This is a genomic window from Paenibacillus sp. FSL L8-0470 (genome assembly GCF_038008625.1).
GTDB lineage: Bacteria > Bacillota > Bacilli > Paenibacillales > Paenibacillaceae > Paenibacillus_AQ.
In genome coordinates, this window is the sequence record NZ_JBBOZM010000001.1 from 3,623,282 (window position 1) to 3,645,929 (window position 22,648).

20 protein-coding genes and 2 pseudogenes are annotated in these 22,648 nt (G+C 46.4%); 20 read left to right on the forward strand and 2 right to left on the reverse strand.

The genetic code is table 11. From position 1 onward, the window contains the following. Nucleotides 1-68: 68 nt before the first annotated feature. The 11 genes and pseudogenes from NST99_RS16445 to NST99_RS16495 all read left to right on the forward strand — a co-directional run bounded on the left by NST99_RS16445 (nt 69) and on the right by NST99_RS16495 (nt 10,676). Nucleotides 69-1,805, forward strand: a complete 1,737-nt coding sequence (locus tag NST99_RS16445) for a sugar ABC transporter substrate-binding protein (RefSeq protein ID WP_341093119.1) — start codon at nt 69-71, stop codon at nt 1,803-1,805. Nucleotides 1,806-1,865: 60 nt separating this feature from the next. Next, nucleotides 1,866-2,780, forward strand: coding sequence for an ABC transporter permease (locus tag NST99_RS16450; RefSeq protein WP_341093120.1), 915 nt, complete (start codon nt 1,866-1,868; stop codon nt 2,778-2,780). Between the two features lie 13 nt (nt 2,781-2,793). Next, complete coding sequence (locus NST99_RS16455; RefSeq protein WP_038591843.1) at nt 2,794-3,687, forward strand: carbohydrate ABC transporter permease; 894 nt, start codon at nt 2,794-2,796, stop codon at nt 3,685-3,687. 62 nt (nt 3,688-3,749) lie between these two features. Continuing rightward, complete coding sequence (locus NST99_RS16460; RefSeq protein ID WP_341093122.1) at nt 3,750-5,384, forward strand: glycoside hydrolase family 13 protein; 1,635 nt, start codon at nt 3,750-3,752, stop codon at nt 5,382-5,384. 49 nt (nt 5,385-5,433) lie between these two features. Further along, nucleotides 5,434-5,729 (forward strand): annotated as a pseudogene (locus NST99_RS16465) (alpha-amylase family glycosyl hydrolase); the annotation flags it as partial. Then, nucleotides 5,695-5,964: a hypothetical protein gene (locus NST99_RS16470; protein WP_341097837.1), complete on the forward strand. Its 270-nt coding sequence runs from the start codon at nt 5,695-5,697 to the stop codon at nt 5,962-5,964. The pseudogene NST99_RS16465 and the gene NST99_RS16470, both read left to right, overlap by 35 nt. Further along, complete coding sequence (locus NST99_RS16475; protein ID WP_341093125.1) at nt 5,933-6,367, forward strand: hypothetical protein; 435 nt, start codon at nt 5,933-5,935, stop codon at nt 6,365-6,367. Before NST99_RS16470 ends, NST99_RS16475 begins: the two co-directional genes overlap by 32 nt. 563 nt (nt 6,368-6,930) lie before the next feature. Next, nucleotides 6,931-7,626, forward strand: coding sequence for a response regulator transcription factor (locus NST99_RS16480; RefSeq protein ID WP_341093126.1), 696 nt, complete (start codon nt 6,931-6,933; stop codon nt 7,624-7,626). Nucleotide 7,627: 1 nt separating this feature from the next. Further along, entirely contained in the window at nt 7,628-8,683 is a 1,056-nt protein-coding gene (locus NST99_RS16485) for a HAMP domain-containing sensor histidine kinase (RefSeq protein WP_341093128.1), read from the forward strand. Between the two features lie 218 nt (nt 8,684-8,901). Continuing rightward, nucleotides 8,902-10,083: an alpha/beta hydrolase family protein gene (locus NST99_RS16490; RefSeq protein ID WP_341093130.1), complete on the forward strand. Its 1,182-nt coding sequence runs from the start codon at nt 8,902-8,904 to the stop codon at nt 10,081-10,083. Nucleotides 10,084-10,295: 212 nt separating this feature from the next. Beyond that, nucleotides 10,296-10,676 (forward strand): DUF488 domain-containing protein, encoded by a 381-nt coding sequence (locus NST99_RS16495; RefSeq protein WP_341093132.1) that lies wholly within the window; start codon nt 10,296-10,298, stop codon nt 10,674-10,676. A 57-nt stretch (nt 10,677-10,733) separates the two neighbouring features. Here the strand turns inward: NST99_RS16495 and hmpA are convergent, their stop codons facing one another. Beyond that, nucleotides 10,734-11,915, reverse strand: a complete 1,182-nt coding sequence (hmpA, locus tag NST99_RS16500) for an NO-inducible flavohemoprotein (protein ID WP_341097667.1) — start codon at nt 11,913-11,915, stop codon at nt 10,734-10,736. Between the two features lie 151 nt (nt 11,916-12,066). Here hmpA and NST99_RS16505 point away from each other — a divergent pair. After that, nucleotides 12,067-12,492 (forward strand): annotated as a pseudogene (locus NST99_RS16505) (RrF2 family transcriptional regulator); the annotation flags it as partial. A 16-nt stretch (nt 12,493-12,508) separates the two neighbouring features. On the opposite strand, the gene NST99_RS16510 reads toward NST99_RS16505, so the two are convergent. Continuing rightward, nucleotides 12,509-12,928, reverse strand: coding sequence for a hypothetical protein (locus NST99_RS16510; RefSeq protein ID WP_341093133.1), 420 nt, complete (start codon nt 12,926-12,928; stop codon nt 12,509-12,511). Nucleotides 12,929-13,247: 319 nt separating this feature from the next. Here NST99_RS16510 and NST99_RS16515 point away from each other — a divergent pair, with 319 nt between their 5' ends. From NST99_RS16515 to NST99_RS16550, 8 genes are read left to right on the forward strand one after another with little or no spacing between them, the layout of a single operon-like run. Continuing rightward, nucleotides 13,248-16,922 (forward strand): nitrate reductase subunit alpha, encoded by a 3,675-nt coding sequence (locus NST99_RS16515; RefSeq protein WP_341093135.1) that lies wholly within the window; start codon nt 13,248-13,250, stop codon nt 16,920-16,922. Then, nucleotides 16,912-18,483, forward strand: a complete 1,572-nt coding sequence (narH, locus tag NST99_RS16520) for a nitrate reductase subunit beta (RefSeq protein ID WP_341093136.1) — start codon at nt 16,912-16,914, stop codon at nt 18,481-18,483. Before NST99_RS16515 ends, narH begins: the two co-directional genes overlap by 11 nt. Next, nucleotides 18,476-19,042, forward strand: coding sequence for a nitrate reductase molybdenum cofactor assembly chaperone (gene narJ / locus NST99_RS16525; RefSeq protein WP_341097668.1), 567 nt, complete (start codon nt 18,476-18,478; stop codon nt 19,040-19,042). The genes narH and narJ overlap by 8 nt, the downstream gene beginning before the upstream one ends. Beyond that, entirely contained in the window at nt 19,039-19,725 is a 687-nt protein-coding gene (gene narI, locus NST99_RS16530; RefSeq protein WP_341093137.1) for a respiratory nitrate reductase subunit gamma, read from the forward strand. Before narJ ends, narI begins: the two co-directional genes overlap by 4 nt. Before the next feature lie 49 nt (nt 19,726-19,774). Further along, nucleotides 19,775-20,233: a GAF domain-containing protein gene (locus NST99_RS16535; protein ID WP_341093138.1), complete on the forward strand. Its 459-nt coding sequence runs from the start codon at nt 19,775-19,777 to the stop codon at nt 20,231-20,233. Nucleotides 20,234-20,244: 11 nt separating this feature from the next. Then, nucleotides 20,245-21,297, forward strand: coding sequence for a sensor histidine kinase (locus tag NST99_RS16540; RefSeq protein WP_341093139.1), 1,053 nt, complete (start codon nt 20,245-20,247; stop codon nt 21,295-21,297). Between the two features lie 7 nt (nt 21,298-21,304). Beyond that, nucleotides 21,305-21,952: a response regulator transcription factor gene (locus NST99_RS16545; protein ID WP_341093140.1), complete on the forward strand. Its 648-nt coding sequence runs from the start codon at nt 21,305-21,307 to the stop codon at nt 21,950-21,952. 24 nt (nt 21,953-21,976) lie between these two features. Then, nucleotides 21,977-22,504, forward strand: coding sequence for a hemerythrin domain-containing protein (locus NST99_RS16550; RefSeq protein WP_341093141.1), 528 nt, complete (start codon nt 21,977-21,979; stop codon nt 22,502-22,504). The last annotated feature ends 144 nt before the right edge of the window (nt 22,505-22,648 follow it).

A 22,648-nucleotide genomic window follows, 5' to 3' on the forward strand; every position in this document is an offset into this window, starting at 1 on the left:
GTCTTCAATCCATTTTATAATGAAAGCGTAAACAAAATTGATATCAGAATAAAGGGGAATCGAACTAGATGAGAACAAAATGGTCCATGAAAAGCAAACGGTTGACGAAGCGACTGGCCGTGCTGTCCATGTCTGCCTTGATGGTTGCAACACTCGCGGCATGTGGAGACTCTTCCAATCCTCCTACTGCAGAGGAAGCAGGCAAATATGAGGTAACGCCGGGAGATCCGTTCAGTGCCTATAAAGACGAAATCACCGTAACCATGGGACGGGTGACCACAGCCAACCCGAAACTGCCGGCTGGAGATACCTATGAGAACAACGCGTATACTCGGCTGGTCAAAGACACGTTTAACGCTCAGATTACAGATCAATTTGAAGCCAATGGTGAAGATTATAGCCGTCAAGTTTCGCTCGCCATCGCCTCCGGGGAATTGCCTGACATGATGCGCGTCGATTCCAAAGATGAACTGAAAGAACTGGTGGATAATGATCTGATTGAGGATCTGACAGCCATTTATGATCAATATGCTACGGATAACATCAAGCAGATGTACGATTCCTATGATGGCCGTGCATTAGACAATGCGACGATCGATGGACGTTTGATGGGCCTACCGGCGACTTCCCTGGATTCCGCACCAACGATGGTTTGGGTCCGTCAAGATTGGCTGGATCTGCTGGGAATTCAACTTGATGCAGACGGAGACGGGACCATCTCGCTGGATGAAGTGGAGAAAACAGCGCTGGAATTCCTGAAAAGAGATCCTGGCCAATCCGGGAACCCGGTAGGTATTCCATTTGTGAACACGCTGAATACAACAGATTATAATGGCTCTGCTTATACCATGCTGGGTGTTGCCTCAACCGAGGGAGCGTTCCCGCAATATTGGATGAATAGTGAAGAGGGCAAAATCGTGTATGGTTCCACGACAGAAGAAACCAAGCAAATGCTGGGCATCATGGCGGATTGGTTCAAGAATGGCATCATTGACCCGCAATTTGGGACCCGCACGTTTGATGACATTACTGCACTCTACACCAATGGCCAAAGCGGTATCGCTTTTGGACCGTGGCATATCCCTGACTGGGGACTGATCAGCGTGAAGCAGATGGATAAAAATGCAAAATTCTCGGCGTATACGTTGGAGGATGCAGACGGCAATGTCAACGTGGCACATGCCAATCCATCCAATCAGTTTATCGTGGTGAAAAAAGGATATGAACACCCTGAGCTGGCCGTTAAGATTGTAAACCTGTTCTACGATAAACTGGCTAATGATAAAGATGCCGCAGCAACCATGCCGGAAGCTGCCAAGTATCAAGAGACCGGGGTAGACGGTTCTACGAGACCTTTTAATATCGAAGTCAACTCGGCTACATCGCTGCTGGATGATTACTCTGACGTCGTTCGTGGGATTAAAGGAGAGATTGGCCTGGATGAGGTTCGTACAACCGAATCGAAGAACAATATCGGAAGCATCAAAACCTATTTAAGCGACATGGATACGGATGACGCGACTGCTTGGTCGAAATATCATTCGCGGATCAACGGAGTTGGACTGATCGACAAACTGACACAGGAAAAAAAATTCGTCTGGATGACACCTGCTTTCTCTGGAACTACATCAAGCATGAAACAGACGTGGGCCAATCTGACGAAGTTGGAGCAGGAATCATTTATCAAAATCGTGACCGGTTCAGAACCGCTCGATTACTTCGATACATTCGTCAGCAATTGGAAGAAACAAGGTGGTGATCAAATCATTCAGGAAATTGAAGACGAGGTCGCATCAAAACAATAAACATCATGAACAGTGGCAGGGCTGCGATACGCAGCCTTTCTTGAAGAAAGGGGTTCATCCATGAAACAGGGGAATTTGAAAGCAAGGGGCCGGCTTGGCGCTGGTGCCATGTACCATATGATGATGCTGCCAGGCATTTTGTTTTTGCTTGTATTCAGCTATGTTCCAATGGTCGGCATCATTACGGCTTTTCAGGACTATATACCCGCCAAGGGCATGTTCGGCTCCGAATTTGTAGGGCTGAAGCATTTTATTTATATGTTTAAGCTGCCGGATATCGCGCAGGTCGTCAGCAATACCTTGGTGATTGCTATTGGCAAGATTCTGCTCGGAACGATGATGGCCATCATTTTTTCCGTTTTGTTAAATGAAATTCGTATTAAATACGTAAAAAAATCTGTGCAGACGATTGTTTATCTGCCGCACTTTCTATCTTGGGTTGTACTGGCATCCGTCGTTGTCAACATGTTCAGTTTGGACGGAATTGTGAATCAAATGTTGGCGTTCTTTGGCCTGGAAAATATTAATTTCCTTGGCAGCAACACCTGGTTCCAGCCACTGATTATCGGAACAGACGTGTGGAAGGAGTTTGGTTACAGTTCCATCGTCTATTTGGCTGCTATTACGTCGATTGATCCCGGTATGTATGAAGCGGCAGGAATGGATGGAGCCAGTTGGTGGAGAAAAGTATGGCATATTACGTTGCCGGGCATGCTCCCTATTATTCTGCTCATGGGTGTAATGAGCCTGACCAATATTTTGAGCGCCGGTTTCGATCAAATCTATAATCTGTATAACCCGGTTGTCTATGAGTCGGGCGATATTCTGGATACCTATGTCTACAGGATCGGTCTCGTTGGGCGACAGTATAGCTTCGGTACGGCTGTTGGCTTGTTCAAGTCCGTGATCGGCATTGTTTTACTCTTGTCTGCCAACCAGTTGGCCAAAAAATATACGGACCGGAAAATATTCTAAGGAGGCGAAACCTGTGTCCTATTCTGCAAACTTAAAAGATCGAATTGGCCGGTTTGTCATCTATGCCATCGTCATCATGCTGGCATTGGCCTGCCTTCTTCCGTTATGGAATATCGTTGCCATTTCATTCAGTAGCAGCGAGGCGGTATCAGCGAATGCTGTAGGTCTCGTTCCGGTCAATTTTACAACTGCAGCGTATACTAAAATTATTGATGATCCACAGTTCTGGCGTTCCTTTGGCATATCTGTTCTACGTGTCGCGCTTACCCTTGTGCTTAACATGACTCTGATTATTTTGATGGCTTATCCGTTATCCAAATCGAAAAGGGATTTTAAAGGCAGAAACATTTATATGAATATTATGATTTTTGCCATGTTGTTCAGTGGAGGCATGATTCCGAGTTACCTGCTGATCAAAAACCTGGATATGTTGAATACGATTTGGGCACTTGTTCTGCCAGGCGCTGTCCCGATATTCAGTGTCATCCTCGTGATGAACTTCTTCTCCGCTGTACCTAAAGCGCTTGAAGAAGCAGCGTTCATCGATGGGGCGAATCCGCTCCAGGTCTTGTTCAAAGTGTATGTTCCTGTGTCCATTCCTGCGCTGGCAACAGTCGCTCTATTCAGTATCGTGGGTACATGGAATGACTTCTTCAGCGGTTTGATCTATATGACCAAAGTCAGCAATTATCCGCTAATGACCTATATTCAGTCCCTTAACGTGAATATTGCCGATTTGCTTCAAGCCGGCACGAATTCCAGTGAGCTCAGCAACCTGACTGAAATTTCGAAAAAAAACCTGAATGCGGCCAAAATCGTAGTCGCTGTCATCCCGCTATTGCTGATTTATCCGCTGCTGCAAAAATACTTTGTGACTGGCATTGTCGTAGGATCCGTCAAAGAATAACGAGATGCTGTGAGTTGATGAAAATAAACCACGTTTCGTGTGAAAGAGAGGTTGAATGAAACATGAAAAATAAAAAATGGTGGAAAGAAACCGTAGTATATCAAATATATCCACGGAGCTTTCAAGATAGTAACGGAGATGGAATCGGCGACTTGGAGGGCATTGTGTCCCGATTGGATTATTTGCAGGAACTCGGCATCGGTGCGATTTGGTTATCACCCGTTTGCAAGTCCCCTCAAGATGATTATGGGTATGATATTTCAGATTATCAGGATATCGATCCGATGTTTGGGTCTTTGGAAGATATGGAAACGTTAATTCATGAAGCCGGGAAACGAGACATTCGGATCATTATGGATTTGGTGTTGAACCATACATCGGATGAACACCCTTGGTTTCAAGAATCCAAAAAAAGCAAAGACAATCCGTACCATGACTACTACGTCTGGAGAGATGGCGTTGAAGGAACGCCTCCGAACGACTTAGGGTCCACATTCGGTGGCTCAGCCTGGGAATGGGTGCCTGAGATCGGGCAATATTATTTACATCTATTTTCTGTAAAACAGCCGGATCTTAACTGGGAAAACCCCAAAGTCCGACAGGAGATATACAACATGATCTATTGGTGGATCGACAAGGGTGTTGGTGGTTTTCGACTTGATGTGATCGACTTAATCGGTAAAGAACCGGATTTGAAGATTACGGGAAACGGGCCTAATCTGCATAAATATATCAGGGAACTGAGCAAAGCGACGTTTCAAAAAGCGGAAGACCTGCTAACCGTTGGAGAAACATGGGGCGCCACTCCGGAAATCGCCAAACTGTACAGCAACCCGGACGGCAGTGAGTTTTCAATGGTATTTCAATTTGAACACATCGGCTTGGATGAACAAGAAGGCAAAGGAAAGTGGGATCTAAAGCCTTTAGATGTTATGTCATTAAAAAAAGTGCTGTCCAAATGGCAGACGGAGCTCAAGGGTGACGCCTGGAACAGTTTATTCTGGAATAACCACGACTTGCCACGAATCGTTTCACGTTGGGGAAATGATGGAGAATTCAGGATCGAATCAGCTAAAATGTTGGCCACCCTTCTTCATGGCATGCAAGGTACGCCATACATTTATCAGGGTGAAGAATTGGGCATGACGAATGTTCAATATGCTATTGAAGATTATCGGGATATAGAATTGCTCAATTTTTATAAGGAAAGAATGGGGAAAGGTTATCCTGAACGCAACATTATGGAGTCCATCTACGCCAAAGGACGCGATAACGCACGAACACCTATGCAATGGGATACTTCCGATAACGCTGGTTTTACACGAGGGGAACCATGGATTAAGGTGAATCCGAATTATAAGCACATCCATGCCGAACAAAGTTTGAATAACCCCGAATCCATATTCCATTATTACCGGAAGTTAATTCAATTAAGGAAAGATCATGAAGTAATCGTATATGGTGAATATGAGCTGATCTTTCCAGAGAATCAAGACGTGTTTGCATATACCCGAACATTGGATGGTACCAAAATTCTTGTCGTATGCAATTTCAAAGGATATACGACCGAACTCCCGCTTCAGGGACAATTGGCACAGACGAATCAGCTGTTGATATGCAATTATACAGGTGATATGACGGAGAGCGAATTGCGTCCATACGAAGCAAGAATGTACCTTAGCCATGATAAAGCATAATACGTTAAATAAAGTTTAGTCCTCAAAACTGCTATTATATTCAAGATCCGGTATTGATCTGATATGGATCTGCCCGATGTATAAGGCACCCAACGATGATAATGGTTATGACATCAGTGATTACTGTTCCATCATGGCTGAATTCGGCACGATGGCGGACTTTGATCAATTACTAAATGAAGTTCATCACTGCGGCATGTGAAACTTATTATGGACTTGGTGATCAATCATATAAGTGACGAACACCCGTGGTTTATAGAATCCAGAGGTTCGCTGGATAACCCTAAACGAGATTGTTACATCTGGAGTTATGATAGAAGAAATAACGGAAAAATTAAATGGAAGATTTGGAAAAGTGAATTTGATCCGTCTTACAGGCGGATACACTAATCTTACATTTCTTATCGAGGGTACTAATCCATTATTAGTGGCTAATGAGGTAAATTGTTTGAATTTTTTACAGGGGTCGGGAGTTATACCTATCATTCATGATGTATTGGACATTTCTAATATGAGAATTGTATTAATGGACTATAAGAATGGTATTCATGGACACTCTAATACATACAAACCACTTTAATGAAAATGGCAAAGGGATAAGAAAAAGTAATATTGCTATGTTAAAGGATGCGGATTTAGATTTGAAATACGTACCAGTTGAACTAACTAAGCAGTCAAAGGAGATATTATGTAGGGCTGAATGGGGAAATCCTTTGAATGATATAGCTTGGGTATGTTGGTTTACAAAGCTTCATTACTCTGAAAAAGCACTTTTACTGAATACAGCATTTATAAATGAAAACCTATCCCATTATCCCTTAACCATTTCGTCAGAACAATTAAAAGCATGTTGTTTATATAAAGTATTGAATATCCTTATAAGGGTAAGTAATGCTCCTGTAGAAGTTCAAAACGAATGGGTTAGACGTTTAGAGTGGACAATTAATACAGATTTTTCTGACGTATGTCAAATGATTTCTTAACGGTCTATATAAAAGGGGAATTCTATCTTAAGAAAAGCCAAATCCATTGTTAGGATTGGCTTTTCTTCTTTATATGCTGATATAACCCACCGAACTAAAACATGCTGAAGGGTTTGTTTTTTTCTGCAGCGTGTCTAGTAGCTAGGACGAAAACGCGACTTTTTTAACATGTCTAATTTCTATGCATTGATTTGTTCAGATGTACAGGAAAGATAATACTACTATATCCTACTATGAAATTGCATCGGGTGAACAGGGAGGAGGAGGATGAGCGGATTCTACAGCGGTTGGAAGTCCAAACATTCTCTTTAGTTACGGTCAATCCCCATATAGAAGTAATGTTTATATAAAGGATATTCTACAGAGTCCGCGAATTAGACATTATCCGGAATTTCGAAAGCCCGTATTAACAGGGGGATACGAATAGAACTCCGGCAAGCCATCGGCGAAAATGAAACAGACGCTTACAGCCCAGTATCCAACCGACGATGAGGTATAACAGAATGCGGTGCACTGGGAATTGCATCAACAAGATCCATTTAAAGAGGTTGGGAGGTATAAAGATGCCAAAAACGATATTAGTTGTAGACGACGATGAAGAAATCGTAAAACTCATCACAAAGAGTTTAAGGTACGAGCAATTTGCAATAATTTCGGCATGTTCCGGGAAAGAAGCCTTATCTGCATTGGAAGAAAACCACATTGATTTCATCGTTCTTGATATAGTGATGCCTGATATGGATGGACTTGATGTCTGCAGAAGTATCCGAAAATCTTATAATGTTCCAATTTTGTTTTTAAGTGCGCGTGATAAGGACATTGACAAAATCGTCGGGCTTGAAATAGGAGCAGACGATTACATGACCAAACCTTTCAGTATTCGGGAGCTTGCCTCCAGGATAAAGGCCCACTTCAGAAAAGTGGACAGGCTGTTTAAAGAGTGGGATGAACTTAGTACCAGTAACGAAAAGGCGGATGCTCCGCTCATTTTGAACGATAAGACGTTTGAAGCATTCCTGCATAGCAGGAAGCTCGACTTATCAACGAAGGAATTTCAAATTTTGTCTATTCTTATGCGTCACCCCAATCATGTATTGACTCGTGAGCAGATATATCAAAACGTCTGGGGAGACGAATACGGAGAAATAAATACCGTAACGGTCCATATAAAAAATATCCGTAAGAAACTTGGTCCTGAATATGACTTTATTAAAACCATATGGGGCATAGGATATAAATACACGGAAAGAGAGCAATAGTATGAAACTGAAAATAAAAATTCCTCTCTTATTCCTGCTGATGCTTATAATTTTTATGTTTTCAATTGGAATGTACCTGAAGCTTGTCTTTGCAGTATATTCCCCTATACGCAGTTCATTGCTGGACTCACGATATATTGCATTGCTCCTGCCCATATTTGGCATTGCCTTTTTCATATTTATTATTCTGATTATCTATATTCATTTTTGCATAGAGAAACCCATTCAGCTTCTGAATACCAGGCTGGAAGAAGTAAATATTGTACATCCAATGCCTCCGCTAGCTTTGAGGAGGAATGACGAGATCGGAGAACTTTATAAGCACTTCAATAAGATGGAGCATAGGCTTCAACTCGCCCACAGAGAGCAAACCGATATGATTGCCGCAATCGCCCACGATTTGAAAACACCCCTGACCTCTATTAACGGTTTTACTGAACTGCTGGCTGCACACAAGGACTTACCAGAAACGGAAAAGCAGGAATATTATGAATTGATTCAAAGGAAGTCAGGATATATGGTCGAACTCATCAATGATTTCTCCAGCTTCACCAAAGAAAAACTGGAGTTGGAATCCATGGTAGCTAAACCTGTAAATGCATCAAAATTATTCGAAAAAATTGCCCTTGAATATGAGTACGAGCTGGCGGGACTTGACAACGAGCTTACTTGCCGCCACTCATTCACGGACAATATATTACTAATGGTCAATGAACCGATGATCCGTCGGGTTTTCGGCAACCTCTTTAGCAATGCTGTAAGATATGGAGGGAAGAATAAGCTGAAAGTGTATATGACCGGATACCCGCTAGGACATTATGCCTATTTCCAAATCGAGGATAATGGGATTGGAGTGCCGGATAAGGATATTTCTTCTCTGTTCCTCAAATTTTTCACTGTGGATAAATCGCGGCAAATCCAAAAGGGCGGGCTGGGGCTGGGTCTAGCAAGCTGTAAATCCATTATTGAACATCACGGTGGCGAAATTGTTGCCTACCCTTCCGAATATGGCGGTTTGGGGATAAGATTTAGCCTTCCCCGGGCGGCACAGCGCTGACCTTATTTTTGCACACATATTCTTTTACAACAAAGTTAAAGGCTGCTGCCACACACACCCGGGAAGCTGCCTTTTTTGTTTTTTCAGCGGTTTATAGTTTTTTATATTCTCTTTATAAACATTTATTTTTCTTTTAAAGAAGCTTTATCTTTGTGTTGTAAAAATTACTTGTAGTAAAAAAACTACAATCACTAGAACTGGAAAAGGAGAATGCTACAATGTCAATTGAGTTCAGCCGTTGGCCCAATAACTACATGATGTCATACCAAGTCACCAAAGCTTTGGGTATGGCAAGCCTAGGTGCTACGGACGTCACCGAGATCTACGAGGCCTGCAAAAAAATCGACCCCGATGATAAGGATACGTGGCACAGGGAATGGCTCATAACCGCCCAGGCACTGGAAAGACACGGCAAGGAGGCCGAAACAGCTGGAAACTGGTATACAGCACGAAACTGCTACATTCGCGCCTGCAATTACTACAGAATCGCAGAGTATGCGGTGATGGATGATGACATCGAGAAAATCCGTATCTTTAAGAAGGTAAATGAACTCTTCGAAGCTGCCGGAAAGTACTTCGATGTCCGCCCGGAGAAGATTGAGGTTGATTACGAGGATGTCAAGCTGGAGGGGTACTTCTTTTCCCCTTCCTGGATAAAAGGTCCAAAGCCGACTCTTTTTGCTCTTAACGGTGGCGATGAGTGGTCAATTGAAAATTATTTCTGGCTAGGTCCCGCCTTCATTTCGTGTGGATATAACTTTCTGGTCTATGACCAGCCTGGCACCGGCCTCTCGCTGTACGAAAAAGGAAAGGGGAGACGGGCGGATAGTGAGGCTTTCCATTCCCGGGCAATCGACTTTCTTCTAACACGGCCGGAAGTCGATCCCGATAAGATTATCGTGCACGGGGAGAGTTTTGCGGCTTACGACTCGCTGCGATTCGCTTCGTTCGATCACAGGATTGCTGCCGTCATCTCCGACGGCGGTACGCACGCCTTCGACTGGGGTGCCATGCTTAATTGGATGCCGCCGAGTCTGGCCGCACACGGCATGAGAATTCTAGGGGCAAAAAGCTTGGAGGATTTTGCGGGGAATCCGCGTTTTGCCTATGATCTTGAGGGCAAGCTCCACCAGATAGAATGTCCGCTTCTTGTAATGCACGGAGCGGAAGAGATATTGGTTCAGCCAAATCCCCTGACACAAGCCTTGAAGAATTACGAGCAAGCGGGTTCAAAAAACAAGACGTTCTACCCGATAGAAGATAGACGACTTGGCGGATTAGAACACTGTCAGGTAGACAACATCAACGTGCTGCATGAGGTAGTGCTGAATTGGCTCTGCTCAATTGGGCTTGGGCCAGCCTCGCCTCGCTTAAGCGATTGCCAGGACATCATAAAGTAGATTTATTGAAAGGTTTCTAATTGAGCTTGTTCAGGAGTGTCGTACTTAGATTCCTGAATAAGCTCTCTCTTATGGAGGAGTTGCCGGAAACTAGCACTACAAATCGAAGCTTTTATTTATATCCTTAATAAGCCTTGATTGTTTATAATATGATGATAAAACAGAGAGATAAAAGCAACAGCTATGTGCATAAGGAAGGAGGATCGTTAATCATGGTGCTGCATAAAAAACAAAATAATCATCTCAGGCTGAAGCGGATTTATGAGAAAGCTGAGCCAGAGGATGGGTACCGGATACTGGTAGACAGACTGTGGCCCCGTGGCATTTCCAAACAAAAATCCGCAATTGACGAATGGATGAAGGAGATTGCCCCCAGCCCGGAGCTGCGAAAATGGTTCGGCCATGAGCCAGGGCGGTTTGCGGGATTTACAAGCAGCTATATCAGGGAGCTGGAGGAAGACCCGGAGCGCGGCAGACTTGCTGCAAAGATTGATGAACTGGTGCTGGAACAAGAGGTTACTTTGGTCTATGGAGCAAAAGATCCCGTTCATAATCATGCGAACGTCCTGCTTGAATGGCTTGTTTCCCGATAAAATACAGGCCGCCCCCAGATCGACTAAGATCCGGGAAGCGGCCTATGTGTTTTATTACTAGTTGTTGTCCAACTGCAGGGCGGGGCCGAAAAATTCATAATGAATTTGTTCTTCTTTCATTCCGAGCGCATGCAGTTCACGAATCATCGCTTCCATAAAAGGTACCGGACCGCAAACATAAGCATCACCTGTAATGTCTACATATGTCTTTAGGACTTCACCTGTAATTACGCCATCCGGACCACCGGAATAGAAGGTTTTGGTCTTAACATTGCTCATAACAGATGCATGTTTCTCGACATCTTTACGGAAAGCGGCCAGTGCTTCATTCCGCGCAGAATGCAGGAATACAGTCGGCCGTTCCGGCGTTGCTGCCGCAACGGTTTCGAACATGCTTATCATCGGCGTGATGCCTACACCACCAGAGATAAAGGCCACTGGCGTTGTTTTGGTGGCATCCAGCAAAAACTCACCTGCCGGGGCGCTTACTTCGACGGTATCTCCTTCTGCAACCTGCTCATGAAGATAAAGCGAGACGACACCATTCGGATCATTATCTGCTTCGCGTTTCACGGAAATGCGGAATTCATCCGCTTTTGGTGCTTGTGAAAGGCTGTACTGGCGGATCATGGTGTACTTCTCCCCAGGGATTAGAACACGCACAGAGATATACTGTCCTGGCTTATAATCCGGTACATTGGAACCGTCTGCCGGTTTGAGGTAGAACGATGTAATGTTGGTGCTTTCTTGTACTTTGCGCGCAACAGTGAACGGTTTGAAGAAGTTCCAGCCATTTTCCTGTTCCCGCGCTTCTTTGTACATGCTGTCTTCAACGCCGATAAAGGCACCTGCGATGACGCCGTAGGCTTCTTCCCATGCTTTGAGAATGTCATCTGTGGCGGCATCACCCAGCACTTCCTTGATGGCTTTCAGTAAAAATTCGCCGACGATCGGGTAATGCTCCGGTTTAATGCCAAGACTGACATGCTTGTGTGCAATCTGGACAACCGCAGGCAGAATATTCTCAAGGTTGTCAATGTGGACGGCTGCTGCGTACACCGCATTGGCAAGTGCAGCCTGCTGGCGGCCTTGCGCCTGGTTGGCATGGTTAAATACATTAAGAAGTTCTGGATGGGCTTCGAACAAATTCCGGTAAAACACAGATGTAATGGTTGTGCCATGTTCGGCTAATACGGGTGCTGTGGATTTGACAATATCCCTGGTTTCCTGTGATAAAATAACGATCAGCTCCTCTCAATTGTTACAAATTTAATATATACTCATTTTAAGTTAAAAGATATATTTAAAATACCACTTTAACAAAATGGACAATATATATGATATTATTTGTAATAAATATCACTTACTATACCTACAAATGGAGGGAAATATGAGACTTACTTTGTATACAGATTTTTCTTTGCGAATCCTCCTCTATCTTGGATCAAAACAGCAAAGTGAGCTTTCAACCATACAAGACATTTCGAACGCTTATCATATATCTAAAAATCATTTAATGAAGGTCTCACACGAATTAGGAAAGGCAGGATATATTGAAACTGTAAGAGGGCGGGGGGGAGGCATACGGCTTGCCCGGACACCTGAAGAGATAAACATTGGGGAGGTCGTACGCCGGATGGAAGACGACTTCTATCTTGTCGAGTGCTTCAATCCTTCAGGCGGCAGCTGTCCGATCTCCCCGGTTTGTGGACTTAAAGGAGCGCTTGCCAGAGCACTTCAAGCCTATCTGCAGGTACTTAATGAATATACGCTGCAGGATTTATTAATCAACAAAGATGACCTGCGTGCTATTCTTCAACAGCAGGAGAAGGTCACGCCTCCGCTAACAACAGCCGTTCTTCATCCCGGCTATGAATGGAGTTCACAACCAACAGGGCATGGAACTGATGAATCGCCTCAGGAGTGAGGCCGTCTTCAGCAAGCATTGCTTTCACATCTTGTACTATGATTCGCAGCAGTTCATGGTCACGTGTCAGCTGTTTAACTGCGTCTTGCAAGTGAGGACTCTTCTCGGCCATTTCCTGATAGAAACCCTCTTCCTCCGCATCGGCGTGGCTAATGATTCGCGTCTCCCAATACTCAATCAAATGATCGGCTGCTTGGCGCGCCACCTCGAATTCTTTTGCTTCCAGAAGCTCTTCCACTTCTTCAGTTTTAGCTATAGCACCAGACAGCCCGCCTTGATGAATGGCATGATGGGCGTGCAACTGGCGCAATGAAGGACCTGTCATGTGGCTCATCCTCTCGTTTTTTTTTCAGTATAGCACACCAGAAAGCAGTGGAATTCCCGCTAAGGAATTCCCCGGATCACAAACAGGGAACTCCCTAATAGGAACTAATATCCTTAATCATCAAGTCCACAACACAGCTTTTCTCTCAGCGGGGAAGGCTTTTTTTGCTTTTTATTCAGATCAAGGGAATTCCCGCGGCGCAATAGGCGATTCCCTAATGGGAAGTATCGCCAGGGGGATCCATAATGAGATTAATTGAATGAATGTATTTTTTTTACGCAACCCTGTCCTTCATTCTGCAAAGGAGTGTTCGTAATCGATGAAGAAAAAATATGGTCTCAACTTTTTCAAGCCAATTGAAAGCTATTCCGGGAACTGGTCCATTCTTGAGGAGAAAAACCGGGATTGGGAGAATATGTACCGCCAGCGCTGGTCTCATGATAAAGTAGTCCGCACCACTCACGGAGTCAATTGTACAGGTTCCTGCAGCTGGAAGGTATTTGTGAAGAACGGAATTATTACCTGGGAGAACCAGCAGATTGATTATCCTTCCTGCGGGCCGGATATGCCGGAATTCGAACCGCGCGGGTGTCCCCGTGGAGCTACATTTTCGTGGTATGAATACAGTCCTCTACGTGTGAAATATCCCTATGTTAGAGGGAAGCTGTGGCGTCTGTGGCAAACGGCGCTGTCCGAACATGACAATTACGTCGATGCGTGGGCCAGCATTGTAGAAGATCCTGCGAAGTCTGATCTTTACAAGAAGGCCCGCGGCAAAGGCGGCCATATCCGAGTGGGATGGAACGATGTACTCCACCTCATTTCGGCACAATTGATTTATACCATTAGAAAATATGGACCCGACCGGATCGCCGGCTTCACACCTATTCCGGCCATGTCGATGGTCAGCTACGCTTCTGGTGCGCGCTTCATCTCGCTCCTGGGCGGGCAAATGCTGAGCTTCTATGACTGGTACGCCGATCTTCCTCCGGCATCTCCGCAAATTTGGGGGGAGCAGACAGATGTACCGGAATCTTCCGACTGGTACAATGCTGGCTATTTGATGATGTGGGGGTCCAATGTGCCGCTTACCCGGACACCGGATGCACACTTCATGACGGAAGTGCGGTACAAGGGAACCAAGGTAGTATCGGTGGCACCGGATCTCGCGGAAAACGTCAAATTCGCCGACAACTGGCTGGCGCCAAATCCCGGTACGGACGCCGCGCTCGCTCAGGCCATGACGCATGTAATTCTGAATGAGTTCTACAATGAGCGCCAGGAACCGATGTTCCTGAATTATGCCAAGCAATATACAGACATGCCTTTTCTGATTTTGCTGGACACGCATGAAGATGCCTTGAAAGGCGGACGTTTCCTCCGGGCGAGTGACCTCGGTGAGATGTCACAGCATTCAGACTGGAAACCGGTCATCTTTGACAAGTCGGCCAGTGAATTTATCGTTCCCAATGGGACCATGGGCCAGCGCTGGGAAGAAGGCAAGCAATGGAACCTGATCCTTCAACGTGAAGATGGAAGCAAAGTGGAGCCGGCGCTGAGTATTGAAGGTCATGGAGAGCAGTGGGCAGAAATTGTATTCCCTTACTTCGACAATGCCGGTAACGGTACGTTCAGACGGATGATCCCGGTCAAAACAATCCAGCTTGCAGACGGTACAGAACGGGTTGTTGCCACTGTTTATGATTTGATGATGAGCCAATACGGCATCGCTCGTACAGCCAGCCCGCTGAATGCCAAGGACTACACTGATGAATCCTCTCTTTACACGCCTGCCTGGCAGGAGAAAATTACGAGTGTGAAAGCAAGTGTTGTCGTTCAAATCGCCCGGGAATTTGCCCAGAACGCGATTGATACGGGCGGACGTTCGATGATTATCATGGGGGCTGGGATCAATCACTGGTTCAACAGTGACACCATTTACCGTTCCATCTTGAATCTGGTGATGCTCACCGCTTCACAAGGAGTTAACGGCGGGGGCTGGGCGCATTATGTCGGTCAAGAGAAATGCCGCCCGATCGAAGGATGGTCAACGGTAGCCTTTGCTAAAGACTGGCAGGGTGCGTCCCGTCAGCAAAATGCCACATCGTTTTTCTACTTTGCAACAGAGCAATGGCGTTATGAGGAGAGCGGCACGGATTCGCTGAAGTCGCCAACTGGCGGAAAGGTAGCTTATCAGCATCCGGCTGACTATAACGTGCTGGCTGCACGTCTCGGCTGGCTGCCGTCCTTTCCGCAGTTCAATAAGAACAGTCTTTTGTTTGCGGAAGAAGCTGCACAGCAGGGCAAGAAATCCAATGCCGAAATAATTGACCACACGCTGGAAGAGATCAAATCGCGTAAAACCCGCTTTGCGGTGGAAGATCCGGGCGCTCCTGAGAATTTCCCGCGTTCACTGTTTATCTGGCGCTCGAACCTGATCTCAAGCTCCGCGAAGGGGCAGGAGTATTTCATGAAGCATTTACTGGGAGCTTCCGACGGGCTGCTCGCCGAGCCGAATGAAGAGCAGAAGCCGGAGGAAATCATCTGGCGGGAAGATGTGGAAGGCAAGCTGGATCTGATGGTTGCCCTGGATTTCCGGATGACCACAACGCCGCTGTATGCGGATATTGTTTTGCCTGCGGCCACATGGTATGAGAAAACAGATTTGTCATCAACAGACATGCATCCTTTTGTTCACCCGTTCAATCCGGCTGTGAACCCGCTGTGGGAATCACGTTCGGACTGGGATATTTACCGCCAGCTTGCGGAGGTTTTCTCCGAAATGGCGAAATCGCATCTGCCTGGCGTCTACAAAGATCTTGTCTCAACACCTCTCGGCCATGACTCAGTAAGCGAGATTTCACAGCCTATGGGCCATGTGAAGGACTGGGCCAAAGGCGAAATAGAAGCGATCCCGGGCAAAACAATGCCAAACTTAAGTATTATAGAACGGGACTATACCCAAATTCATGATAAGTACATCACGCTTGGACCCAACCTTGCAACTGGCAAAGCTGGGGCACATGGCATCAGCTTCTCTGTCGCCGAAGAATATGAGGAATTGAAGCAGATAAGCGGAGTTCATTACGATGATTCGATCAAAAACGGCCTGCCAAAACTTCAAACTGCCCGTCAGGCGGCAGATACGATCCTTCATCTGTCATCGGCTACCAATGGCCGCGTATCCCAGAAGGCTTACGCGCAAGCAGAGAAAGATTCGGGCGTCGAGCTCAAAGATATCTCGGCTGACCGGGCAGCAGAGAAGATTACGTTCCAGAGCATCACCGCTCAGCCGAGGGAAGTCATTCCTACACCGGTATTCAGCGGCTCGAACAAGCAGGGCCGCCGTTATTCACCGTTCACTACCAATATCGAACGTCTTGTTCCTTTCCGTACCTTGACAGGAAGACAGCATTTCTATATTGACCATGAGATCTTCCTGCAGTTTGGAGAATCGCTGCCAGTCTATAAGCCAACCTTACCGCCGATGGTCTTCGGACCGCGTGACAAGGCTGTGAAAGGCGGACAGGATTCGCTTGTTCTACGGTATTTGACACCGCATGGCAAGTGGAATATCCACTCTACCTACCAGGATAACCAGCACATGCTGACCTTGTTCCGCGGGGGTCCAACCGTATGGATTAACAATGAGGATGCCGAAGCGCATCAGATTTCCGATAATGACTGGCTGGAAGTATACAACCGCAACGGTGTCGTAACCGCACGCGCAGTCGTCAGCCACCGGATGCCGAGAGGCACCATGTTTATGTACCACGCCCAGGACAAACATATTCAAGTACCAGGCTCTGAGATCACGGATACTCGCGGCGGAAGCCATAATGCTCCTACACGAATTCATTTGAAGCCTACTCAGATGGTGGGCGGATACGCACAGCTCAGCTACGGTTTCAACTACTATGGTCCAATCGGCAACCAGCGGGATGTCTACGTAGCCGTACGCAAAATGAAGGAGGTTAACTGGCTTGAAAATTAAAGCGCAAGTAGCAATGGTAATGAATCTGGATAAATGCATTGGCTGCCACACATGCAGTGTCACCTGCAAGACAACCTGGACTAACCGTAAAGGCGCGGAATATATGTGGTTCAACAACGTTGAAACGAAGCCGGGGATCGGCTATCCGAAACGTTGGGAAGACCAGGAGCTCTATAAAGGCGGCTGGAAGCTGCGTAAAGGAAAACTGGAGCTGAAGTCAGGCAATAAGCTGTCCAAGATCGCGCTCGGCAAAATCTTCTACAATCCAGACATGCCGGAAATGAAGGATTACTATGAGCCGTGGACTTACAATTACGAACATTTGACGAATGCAGGCGAGCAAAAACATTCCCCGGTCGCACGGGCACATTCGGCGGTAACGGGTGAGAAAATGGATCTGGAATGGGGGCCGAACTGGGAAGATGATCTCGCTGGAGCGCATGTAACGGGACCGCTGGATCCGAACATCCAGAAAATTGAGGAAGAGATCAAATTCAACTTCGAGAAATCTTTTATGATCTATCTGCCCCGCCTATGTGAACACTGCCTTAATCCGAGTTGTGTCGCGTCCTGTCCTTCCGGTGCGATGTACAAACGGGATGAAGACGGAATTGTGCTCGTCGACCAGGAAGCCTGCCGCGGCTGGAGATATTGCATGACGGGCTGCCCGTATAAGAAGGTGTACTTCAACTGGCAGACCAACAAGGCGGAGAAATGTACCTTCTGCTTCCCGCGCGTGGAAGCGGGCTTGCCGACGGTCTGCTCCGAGACTTGTACCGGCCGGATTCGCTATTTGGGCGTTCTGCTGTATGACGCCGACAAAGTACTTGATGCTGCTTCGACGCCGGATGAGAAGGACCTGTATAAAGCACAATGTGATCTGTTTATGAATCCGCATGATCCGGAAGTAATCGCTCAGGCAAGAAAAGACGGCATTTCGGAAGACTGGCTGGAGGCAGCCCAGAACTCCCCGGTCTACAAGCTTGCCATCGAGCACAAGCTGGCATTCCCGCTTCATCCGGAATACCGGACACTGCCAATGGTTTGGTATGTGCCGCCGCTTAGTCCGATCATGAATTATTTTGAAGGAAAAGATTCGCTGAAGAATCCGGATCAGATCTTCCCGGCTATCGAAGAAATGCGCACTCCGATCCAGTATTTGGCCAACATGCTGACTGCAGGTGACACGCAGACGGTCAAAGAAGCCTTACAGCGGATGGCAATGATGCGCTCATATATGCGTGCCAAATCTACAGGTCAGGACTTCGACCTAAGCCGTCTGGAACGTGTAGGCATGACTGCGCATCAGACGGAACAGATGTACCGGCTGCTCGCTATCGCCAAATATGAAGACCGCTTTGTGATTCCGACTTCCCATAGAGAACAGCATATGAACCCTTATCGTGCTCAAGGTTCGACCGGCTATGGCAATAGCATGGGAGATACGGGCTCCGGCTCCGGCTGTGACGGCTGTGGCCCGGCCAGCACTGCAGGAACTACGATGAAGAGCGGCAAGGAAATGTATGAAGAGAACTTCTACGGAGGGATTTGGCGTGATTGATCTGATCAAATTATACGATTTCAAGCAATCCTTCGGATATTTCGCCCTGCAGCTTATGTACCCGGAGAAGCTGGATTTTCATCCGGCTTTTCTGGAAGAGGCGTTCAGCAGCGGCCACCCGGGTTACGCCCATGTGCACACCTACTGGTCAATGATGCAAAACTTCAGCCTGGAAGAGATTCAGGAGAGTTATGCGGCCACTTTTGATTTCCAGAAAGACTGCGCCCTGTACATGACCTATTTTAAATTTGAAGATGCCAAAGAACGCGGACAGATGCTGGCCAAACTGAAGCTGTTATACGAGATGTTCGGGCTGCAAATGCCAGAAGGTGAGCTGCCCGATTATCTTCCGCTGATGTGTGAATTTCTGTATGCTGCAGAATGGCTTGAAGATCCGTCGGCACCTGAGAATTTCGGCATGCTGATTGCGATTCTTGAGGATGGCACCTATCATCTGCTCAAGGCGCTTGATAAGAATAAAAGTCCCTATTTCCATCTGGTGAAGGGATTGCGTGAAACATTCAAAGCTTGTGCCCGACAGGAGGCCCCCAGTCAATGAATATGTTTGCTCAGTTTCTATGGGTTATTTTCCCTTACATCTGTATGGTGGTCTTTATCGGCGGACATATCTTCCGTTACCGCAAGGATCAGTTTAACTGGACGGCGAAATCCAGTGAATTCATTGAAAAGAAACAGTTGAAATATGGAAGTATCTTATTCCATCTTGGGATTATTCCGGTCATTTTTGGCCATATCGGGGGTCTCGCCATACCGAAGTCATGGATGGAGGCCATCGGTGTCAATGAACATCTTTACCACATAGGCGCGCTGTATATTGGCGGATTTTTCGGAGTAGCTACGTTACTGGGGATGATCATTCTGACCTCCCGCCGTTTTACGATCAAGAATGTCCGCCGGCTCAGCAGTGCCTCCGATTTGATTGTCAATTCACTGCTGCTCTTTATCGTCTTTATGGGAATGTACTCCACAATCGTAACCAATGCTGTACAGCCCGAGTTTGATTACCGTGAGACGATTTCCGTCTGGTTCCGGGGCCTCTTCATGTTCAGACCGGATCCGTCACTTATGGAAAGTGTGCCGTTTTCCTTCAAGCTGCACATCCTGTCCGGCTTCGCCATTTTTGCCCTTTGGCCGTTCACCCGCTTAGTCCATGTATGGAGTGTTCCATTGAATTATGTAGGCAGAAGTTATATTCTATACAGAAGAAATAAATCGAATTAAAGGAAAGTAAGCGAAAACTTCTTTCCCTGTTCAATTAGGAGAGAGAACGATGACAAATACGGTGAATTACCAAAAGGAGCTAGATCAGATCCGTAAGGTTTTAGGTTATGATTTTATGTCAATGGCCCTTGCTGAACCGGCAGAATATGACTATGTGATCCGATGGAAATACGCCTCCGGCAATACGAATGACCGTTTCAAACGGATTGTACTGCAATCGGGAAGAGGAATTGCGGGAATCGTGTTCAAGACCGGAAAACCGTTCTTACTCTCTTCTGTACAGAAACATGTGCAGCCTGATACCTTGTTTAACTATCCCATTACTAAGATGGAGAATTTGAACAGCATTGGCGCTGTCCCCATATGGAACGATGCCCGTGTCGCAGGTGTACTGCTTGGAGGATTCAGGGGAGAAGAGCAGGTAACCGAAGAAATGCTGCACGCCTTGGAGACAGTTGCGCGTAAAGGTATTGGAGACTTGAACGGGAAGGAATTGTTGCTGAGTTGAGGGTACCCGGAATGGATCTGCCGAATCTGTTAATGACGAAGCTGTTTGAGAACAGCATGGAGGCCATGTTCTTTTTTGACCGGGAAGGGAAAGCCCTGGCAATGAATCCGGCTGCAGAAAATATCGTAGACAAGGATATCCTGAAGCAGCTTTATCAGGGAAATCCCCAGGCCCTTTGTGGAACTTGCCGGGGGTATACCAGTGAAACGGAACTGCGCACCTGCCTTAACTGTTATTTCAATACTCCGGACTCCGAGGATTTCACATCCTATCAAGTTTACCTGGAAACCAAAGACAAAGGGATTGTTCCTTATGCCGCTACGTTTCATACCATTGATTACGAGCAAGGTATCCGGGTATTTATGCTGAGAGATTTAACCAGACAGTTCAAAACACAAGAGAAGTTTTATCAGAACAAAATGATGAAACATGTGATAGAAGCACAGGAAAATGAACGCAAACGGATATCCCGTGAGCTGCATGACAGTGTTGCCCAGGAGTTGATGAGCGCCGTCATTGATCTTCGCGTGCTCAAATATATGACATCTGACGAGCAACTGCTGAGGAAAGTGAAGCAGACTGAGGTATCAATGACCCGGCTGCTGAATGATATCCGCAACCTCTCAGTAGAGCTTAGACCTGCGGCACTCGATGATTTCGGATTGGAAGCTGCTTTCCGGTCCCACTTCAAACGGATGGAACAAAGCTATGGCCTTGTAATCGAATATAAATCTCAGCTTTCAGAGAAGCGCTATGAGAGTGAAATCGAGACCGTCATGTACCGGGTTTGCCAGGAAGCCGTTTTGAACGCGCTAAAGTATGCCCAAGTAGACACGGTCAAAGTTTCTCTTACAGAGAAAGACGATGTCCTGCGGCTCCTGGTCGAAGATGAAGGAACCGGCTTCAAATTGGGGGACGAACCTAGCGGAACCGGACTTGGCCTCTTTGGCATGCAGGAACGGGCGGAATTGGTTGGCGGTACTTTCAATGTAGATTCAGGTATCGGCAGAGGTACAAGAATCCTTTTACAGGTTCCTGTAGGATTTGCTCAAGGGAAGGAATGAGATTCTGATGAAGATCGTCATTGCAGACGACCATGCGATAGTACGCAGCGGATTCTCCATGATCCTGAATTTTCAGGATGATATTGAAGTAATCGGAGCGGCGGCAGACGGAAGAGAAGCTTATGCCATGGTAGCCAAATTCCGGCCGGATATTCTGATCATGGATCTGAGCATGCCGCCGGGAGAAAGCGGACTGACTGCGACAGGCAAGATTAAAGAGGATTACCCGGATACCAAAATCCTGATTCTGACGATGCATGATGATGAGGAATACTTATTCCATGTACTCAAGAACGGAGCTTCCGGATATGTCCTCAAAAGCGCGCCGGACGAGGAGCTATTGCTGGCCATTCGGACCATTTATGAAGGCGGGACCTACATCCATCCCAAGATGGCGACTTCTCTAGTCCGTGAGTTTATCAAAAAGGATAAGACCGTCAGCACAGAAGACCTGTTCGAACTGTTGTCGAAACGGGAACTGGAGATCTTGCCGCTAATCGCCAAGGGATACGGCAACAAGGAAATTGCTGAGAAGCTGTTCATCTCCGTGAAAACGGTCGAAGCCCACAAAGCTAAAATCATGGAGAAATTAAATCTTAAAAGCCGGCCTGAGCTGGTTGAATATGCATTAAGGAAAAAAATGCTGGATTTCTAACCGGTGAATGGAGGTTATGCTTGCGTGCCGGATTTTTCAGAATTGCAGTTTACAACACCCGCCATGCGCATTCTTGAGAATGAACACCGTTATCTGTCTTTTCTTATGGAAGAATGGCATGCCATCGTGCTTTGGTTTGAACAGGAAACGATAAGTGTGGATGAAGGCAGGACACGGGTTCAAGAGCTGCGTAAAGGGGTCCTCGATTTTACCGGTCCGCTGAAGAAGCATACAGCGAAGGAAGAAACACACTTTTTTCCGCTGCTTGGCACTTATATCGGTTTTGAACAGGGGCCGCTTGTCGGTATTCAGGAGGAGCACAGCGAAATTGACGATTACATCGGCCATTTCCTGCATCACACGGGTGGCGGGATAGAGCTGCTGTCACTTGAAGAGATGCGCGAAGCTGTGAAGTACGCCGGAGAAGCTTTTGAAGTATTGACTGTGCACTTTGTAAAAGAGGAGAATGTCATTTATCCGATGGCCGAAAATCAGATGAATGCCTTAGACAAAGAGCGGTTATGCCAGAAACTAAATACACTCATCACCTGAAACACAGGAGGGGTTGTCCCAAAAGCCTTGAAATGGCTGCTTGGGACAGCCCCTTTTTTATGCTTTGTAGCTAGCTGCGACTGAACCTTTACTCTAAACTTGTCAGTTCAAGTTATATAGAACTTAAGAAGGTGAGTCCAGTGT

Coding starts and splice junctions, on each gene's coding strand:
- NST99_RS16445 (WP_341093119.1), top strand. CDS start 69: ATGAGAACAAAATGGTCCATGAAAAGCAAACGGTTGACGAAGCGACTG.
- NST99_RS16450 (WP_341093120.1), top strand. CDS start 1,866: ATGAAACAGGGGAATTTGAAAGCAAGGGGCCGGCTTGGCGCTGGTGCC.
- NST99_RS16460 (WP_341093122.1), top strand. CDS start 3,750: ATGAAAAATAAAAAATGGTGGAAAGAAACCGTAGTATATCAAATATAT.
- NST99_RS16470 (WP_341097837.1), top strand. CDS start 5,695: ATGATAGAAGAAATAACGGAAAAATTAAATGGAAGATTTGGAAAAGTG.
- NST99_RS16475 (WP_341093125.1), top strand. CDS start 5,933: ATGGACACTCTAATACATACAAACCACTTTAATGAAAATGGCAAAGGG.
- NST99_RS16480 (WP_341093126.1), top strand. CDS start 6,931: ATGCCAAAAACGATATTAGTTGTAGACGACGATGAAGAAATCGTAAAA.
- NST99_RS16485 (WP_341093128.1), top strand. CDS start 7,628: ATGAAACTGAAAATAAAAATTCCTCTCTTATTCCTGCTGATGCTTATA.
- NST99_RS16490 (WP_341093130.1), top strand. CDS start 8,902: ATGTCAATTGAGTTCAGCCGTTGGCCCAATAACTACATGATGTCATAC.
- NST99_RS16495 (WP_341093132.1), top strand. CDS start 10,296: ATGGTGCTGCATAAAAAACAAAATAATCATCTCAGGCTGAAGCGGATT.
- NST99_RS16510 (WP_341093133.1), bottom strand. CDS start 12,928: ATGACAGGTCCTTCATTGCGCCAGTTGCACGCCCATCATGCCATTCAT.
- NST99_RS16515 (WP_341093135.1), top strand. CDS start 13,248: ATGAAGAAAAAATATGGTCTCAACTTTTTCAAGCCAATTGAAAGCTAT.
- narI (WP_341093137.1), top strand. CDS start 19,039: ATGAATATGTTTGCTCAGTTTCTATGGGTTATTTTCCCTTACATCTGT.
- NST99_RS16535 (WP_341093138.1), top strand. CDS start 19,775: ATGACAAATACGGTGAATTACCAAAAGGAGCTAGATCAGATCCGTAAG.
- NST99_RS16540 (WP_341093139.1), top strand. CDS start 20,245: ATGGATCTGCCGAATCTGTTAATGACGAAGCTGTTTGAGAACAGCATG.
- NST99_RS16545 (WP_341093140.1), top strand. CDS start 21,305: ATGAAGATCGTCATTGCAGACGACCATGCGATAGTACGCAGCGGATTC.